The 5,499-nt window shown below is 40.7% G+C and carries 4 protein-coding genes and 4 tRNA genes; all 8 read left to right on the top strand.

Annotation, left to right across the window (positions count from 1 at the left end; translation table 11 throughout):
• The first annotated feature begins 41 nt into the window (after positions 1–41).
• The 8 genes from ACT3QQ_RS13570 to ACT3QQ_RS13535 all read left to right on the top strand — a co-directional run bounded on the left by ACT3QQ_RS13570 (position 42) and on the right by ACT3QQ_RS13535 (position 5,242).
• A complete protein-coding gene (locus tag ACT3QQ_RS13570; protein WP_444528394.1) occupies positions 42–893 on the top strand; it encodes an RsiV family protein in 852 nt (283 codons plus the stop codon).
• A 157-nt stretch (positions 894–1,050) separates the two neighbouring features.
• Positions 1,051–2,289, top strand: a complete 1,239-nt coding sequence (locus tag ACT3QQ_RS13565) for an FHA domain-containing protein (protein WP_444528393.1) — start codon at positions 1,051–1,053, stop codon at positions 2,287–2,289.
• Positions 2,290–2,464: 175 nt separating this feature from the next.
• A complete protein-coding gene (gene trpE, locus ACT3QQ_RS13560) occupies positions 2,465–3,961 on the top strand; it encodes an anthranilate synthase component I (RefSeq protein WP_444528392.1) in 1,497 nt (498 codons plus the stop codon).
• A gap of 193 nt (positions 3,962–4,154) precedes the next feature.
• A tRNA-Thr gene (locus tag ACT3QQ_RS13555) sits at positions 4,155–4,230 on the top strand.
• 67 nt (positions 4,231–4,297) lie between these two features.
• Positions 4,298–4,381: transfer RNA gene (locus tag ACT3QQ_RS13550), tRNA-Tyr, on the top strand.
• A gap of 82 nt (positions 4,382–4,463) precedes the next feature.
• Positions 4,464–4,537, top strand: a tRNA-Gly gene (locus ACT3QQ_RS13545).
• A gap of 103 nt (positions 4,538–4,640) precedes the next feature.
• Positions 4,641–4,715, top strand: a tRNA-Thr gene (locus ACT3QQ_RS13540).
• 209 nt (positions 4,716–4,924) lie between these two features.
• Positions 4,925–5,242, top strand: coding sequence for a DUF6122 family protein (locus tag ACT3QQ_RS13535; protein ID WP_444528391.1), 318 nt, complete (start codon positions 4,925–4,927; stop codon positions 5,240–5,242).
• Positions 5,243–5,499 lie beyond the last annotated feature (257 nt).

Raw genomic sequence — 5,499 nt, 5'->3', positions numbered from 1 at the left:
TAGAATATTGAATGGCATTTTATATTTGTGAAAGAGGACACATGCACACTACGACTCAAACTGATAATAAATCTATGTCGGCTGGTCTACGTTCGATAAAGGCAAGCCAGAGACGTTCAATTGCTATGTTAGCTGGCAGCCTAGTGTTAGGCGCAGTTAGTATGTCGGTAAATGCAGGAAGCTTTATTAGCAGTACTGAGTACCTACGGTATCAACTGCCCAGTGATATACAAGAGACGTGTAGCAAGCGTGATAACTGTCCAGAAATTGAAGTTAAATATCTCAAAAGCAGTCAAAGCTGGATAGATGAGACTGTCAACGCTCGTATCGATAACATAGTCGTCAATAGTCAGATGACAGAGTCAGCACCTATTAAGGGTAAAAGTAGTGAAAAAGAAGTTACGGCTGCTCTTGATAGCTTTGTGAATTCGCAATTTCAAGATATGCCTGATGGTATGTCATGGGGCTATAATTTAATGATAGCGCCCGATTATTTGGGTCATGTCGATGACTTTGAACTTTTTGAGATTAGCTCTTACGTCTATACTGGCGGTGCACATGGTATGCCTTATAGCGAGTATCTAGTGTTTGACCCAAGTACCAAAAAGCAAGTCATGCTTGATGACATGCTTATCTCAGGTAAAAAACCTCGTTTTGAAGCGCTTGCTTATGATGCTTATAAAACGTGGGTTAAAACAGTTGCTAAAGACGTAAGTAGTTATGAGAAAAACTGGCCATTTACGTTAAGCAGTAATGTGACTTTAACAGGCACAGGCATTAGTATTCGTTATCAGCATTATTCTATCGGCCCATATGCTTATGGTATGCCTGTCCTTAATATTCCATATAGCAAGCTCGATAAAGTTATAAAACCTCACTTTATACAAAGGTAGATACTGTATGGTGTTTGAAGAAAGTACTTAATAAACTGTGCTAGGCAAATATTATTAAAGAAATAGCGACAATACTTATCATAAATTGGCAGTAATATTTTAGAGTTATTATTTTTGGCATCATTGGATATTCAATAGAAAAATAAGGAGTTATAACATGACAAACGAGACAGATAGTATGAATACGGCAGCAAGTACAACTTGGCAGCTGAATGCGTTGACGGAAGCACTAGGTAATCTGACACTGACGGTTAGTGATAGCTTATCTATAGGTCGTGGTAGTGATAATGACGTAGTGCTAGGTAGCAAGCAAGTCTCTCGCAATCATGCGGTACTCAGTGTGTTAGATGGTCAGCTATATGTAAAAGACTTAGATTCTTCTAACGGCACGTTTATCAATGAGCAGCGTATCGAGGGTAACGAATCTAATCATCTAAAAGTAAATGACACGCTTGGTTTTGCAAGTTTTAGCTTTCAAGTACAGGCATCTGCTGCACCAGTGACGACGTCAGAGAACGAAGCACCAGCACCAGTGACTGCAGAAGAGCTAGTAGCGGATGTACATGAAAGTACTGATACAGCTGCCGTGACAGAGGCTCCTGCTAATGAGTTTGTGACCGAAGAGCAAGTATTTGAAGAAAGCGTTCTTGAAGAAGAGCCAATTAAAGAGCAAGCAGTCAATGAGCCAGTGATAAAAGAAACTGGTATCGAAGAAGTGTTACCTGCTACAAATGATGCTGCCCCTGTAGATATTGACTCAGATACAAGCGAAGACTCAGTAAAATCTACGGATGAGACCGTTGAACCTGTTGTCGAAGAGCCCGCTTTTGCAGAGCCAGTTGGTGAAGAGCTAGCTACTGAAGAAACTGTTTCTACAGATCCAGTGGCTAAAGAGACAGGCATTGATGAGGTGCTATCTGATGCAGACGCAGCATCGCCTACGCCAGTAGAAGAAACGCCAGTTGCTACAGAGGTGGTAGCTGATACAACTGTACCAACAGAAACTGAAACAGAAGCTGTGACGGCCACAGAGCCATCACAGACAGCATCTACTGATAGCGCACCATTGGTAGAAGAGCGCCCAGCAGTGCATGAAGAGCCAAAAGTCCAAGATGAACACGACAAGACGACGAAGACAGAGCTACAAGAAGAAGCAGATCCTGAAGTTTTAAAAGCCAAACAAGCAGCTAGTGCACAGTTTTCAGGCACGGCTAATTTAGGGCAGGCGCGTGATCTTGGTACCGAAGGCAATAATGCGATGGATCAAGAAATCAGCAACCCTGCTCATACAGGTCATGTAGAAAAGAAGACTAGCGGTGGCTGGTTTATATGGGTATTTGTGATCATTCTAATTATCGGTTTGGCCTTATGGTTGTTTAATATGGGCGGTGCATAATTGAACTGTGCACTAAGTCTTTTTCGTAATTTTTGATAAAGAGACTTATTGTACTTGCCATTTTTTAAACAAATGACTCATTGTAGCGTCGATATTTTAGCGAATATTGGCGCTATATTTTATAGAGCAGCTTATGGTTTTATTATTGCCTATAAGGTGCTAAGAGAGCGCTATTATGATGACTTTTGAGGAATACCAAGCTTTTAAAGATAGAGGCTTTAGCCATGCACCGCTAGTGAAAAAACGTCTGATGGATGCGCAGACGCCTGTATCTGTATTTTCTAAAGTGCGTGATTTGAACGGTTCTGCCTACTTGTTCGAGTCTGTAGTAGGCGGTGAGCGCTGGGCACGATACTCCATGATTGGACTGGGTAGCGATCTTATTTTGCAATACGCTGATGGCAATATGACAACCAAACGGAACGATCATATTGATACAGAGGCAGTAGAGAATCCTTTCGATTACCTGCGTGAGCTGATGACGCAATATCAGATGCCAACCGCTGAAGATGTGCCGTCGATGCCGAGCTTTAGCGGTGGTCTAGTCGGTTACTTTGGATACGATATGGTACGTGTTATTGAACCAAGTGTGGGCTTATCTGATGCCCCCAATCCAATGTCGATGCCAGATATGTGGCTGATGCTTTCGATGAGCGTTATTGTATTTGATAATTTAGAGAATACACTATCAATCATCGTCTATGCTGATTGCCAGTCTGAGGATGGCTATAGTTCGGCTATACGTGAGTTAGAGCAAATAGAGGAAAAGCTAGCAGAACCGTCTAATTTGCGCGCCCCCATAATGCCTACGCCTAAATTTATATCGCAAACAGGTGCCGAAAAATATTGTAGCGACGTTAATAAGATAAAGGACTACATCGCTAAAGGTGATGTCATGCAGGTAGTGCCAGCGCAACGGCTGACAGCCGACTATACAGGCGACTCTCTAGCCGTATATCGTGCGTTACGCTACCTGAACCCATCACCGTATCTGTTTTTGGTGCATGGCTATACACTCGATGATCACAAACGCTTTGATATTATCGGTGCTTCTCCTGAAATCCTATCTCGTATCGAAAATGGCAAAGTGACTGTAAGGCCGCTGGCAGGAACACGGCAACGTGGACAAGATGAGGTCGAAGACCTAGCGCTTGAGCAAGAGCTGCTAGATGATAAGAAGGAAACAGCCGAGCATCTAATGCTCATTGATTTAGGTCGCAATGATATTGGCCGCGTTTGTGAGTATGGTAGTGTCAAAGTCACAGAGAAGATGTTTATAGAGCGCTACTCGCAAGTGATGCATATTGCATCCAATGTGGAAGGTACAATACGAGCTGACAAAGATGCGCTAGATGTGTTCTGCGCCACTTTCCCAGCTGGTACGCTATCGGGTACTCCTAAAATCCGCGCCATGCAGATTATCGATGAGATAGAACCAGTGCGCAGAACGGTATTTGGTGGTTCAGTAGGTTATTTAGGTTGGAATGGTAATATGGATACTGCCATTGCTATCCGTACTGCGGTGATGCGGCGTGGTGAGGTACATATTCAAGCTGGAGCAGGAGTCGTTGCTGATTCTATACCAGAAAAAGAATGGGATGAAACCAATAAAAAGGCATTAGCATTAATAAAAGCCGTAGAAATGGCCTGTAACGGCTTGCGCATTCGCTAATTAAATAGCCAGTAATATGGCAAAGATAAAGGTTGCAAGTAAAGAGCCAACTTATTGCCATATTTTCACTGATAAAAAAACTATCCTAATCAGTGACTTAAATATTTATATTAAATTAATTCAAAAAAAAATGAAAAAGTACTTGCGCATCTCAAAAAATTTGATAGAATAGCCACCACTTTAGAGAGAACAAGCCGACTTAGCTCAGTTGGTAGAGCAACTGACTTGTAATCAGTAGGTCGCCAGTTCGATCCCGGCAGTCGGCACCATCTCTTTTAAAGTAGCTTTTTATGAATTTGTCTTAAATGAAAGTCATTTTTGTTCAAAGCACCCTAAGGTGGGATTGGGGAGCGGTCAAACCCAACAGACTGTAAATCTGTCGCGAAAGCTTCGAAGGTTCGAATCCTTCTCCCACCACCATATTTTCTAAAGTTTGTCATAGCGCCAAGCATGCTCTGTATTTAACAACTCACGATTAGAGTTGTCCTTAATAAGAGTAAATGCGGGTGTGGTATAATGGTAACACCTTAGCCTTCCAAGCTAATGACGCGGGTTCGATTCCCGCCACCCGCTCCATATATACACCATCGCAAAGCATAATAATAAATCATCACGAGAGTCAGTAATTATTGCTGCATCGTGATATTTTTTTTAGTGCAGATCAAAGGTTTTAATATACGCTCATATAGCTCAGCGGTAGAGCACTCCCTTGGTAAGGGAGAGGTCTCGAGTTCAATTCTCGATATGAGCTCCATTTATTGTTTATACCTTTTATGCTTGCTTTGCTATTTATATAACTTTGCGTCGATATCGAAATTATAGAATATTGAAATATATAACAGTAGTGCGATAGACAATGATTCAAAGGTGACACTGAGGTGTTGCCTTTTAGTGCTGTCAGTATATTAATAAATATTGGTTTTTATGGTCTTATATAGAGAAGACTAAAACTAATAGGTTAGTATGCAGACATTAATACATTACTTTTTGCACTTTGGTTTTCCTCTTTTTATTGCAATTGCGTTTTTTAGAAAAGAGTGGAAAAAAGCATATCTGATTTTGCTTGCGACCATGTTAGTTGATATAGATCATTTGGTAGCAAATCCAATATTTCAGGCAAATAGATGTAGCATTAACTTTCATCCGTTACATACTTATTATGCAATGCTAGTGTATTTTGTTTTACTCTTTCTTCGTAAGCCTTTTAATATCATTGTAACTGGACTGCTATTCCATATGTTAACGGATTTTATAGATTGTTTAATGATGTCGGTCAGCTAATATCGCGACCTTGCATATCAAGATAATTATACGGTTATAAGAAAGATTATAATCAATTGAGATTTATATCTACTAGTTAGAGAGAATTTGATTTCGATTGAGAGATGTATGACTATTTAAGACAAGTCAGCGTATAATAACGGATACAAGAATTAGTTCGGAGCATTGTTTAAGCAATGGTTCGTGCGGTTAATAGCTAGGTTTATGATGATTTAGTTCTATTATGAGCCGTTAAACAGCTTTTTATTAATCATTCA

The sequence above is a fragment of the Psychrobacter sp. AOP7-A1-24 genome (assembly GCF_052376235.1).
Taxonomy (GTDB): domain Bacteria; phylum Pseudomonadota; class Gammaproteobacteria; order Pseudomonadales; family Moraxellaceae; genus Psychrobacter.
Note: the sequence above shows the minus strand (reverse complement) of the source record. Positions and strands in the feature narration are given on the sequence as shown.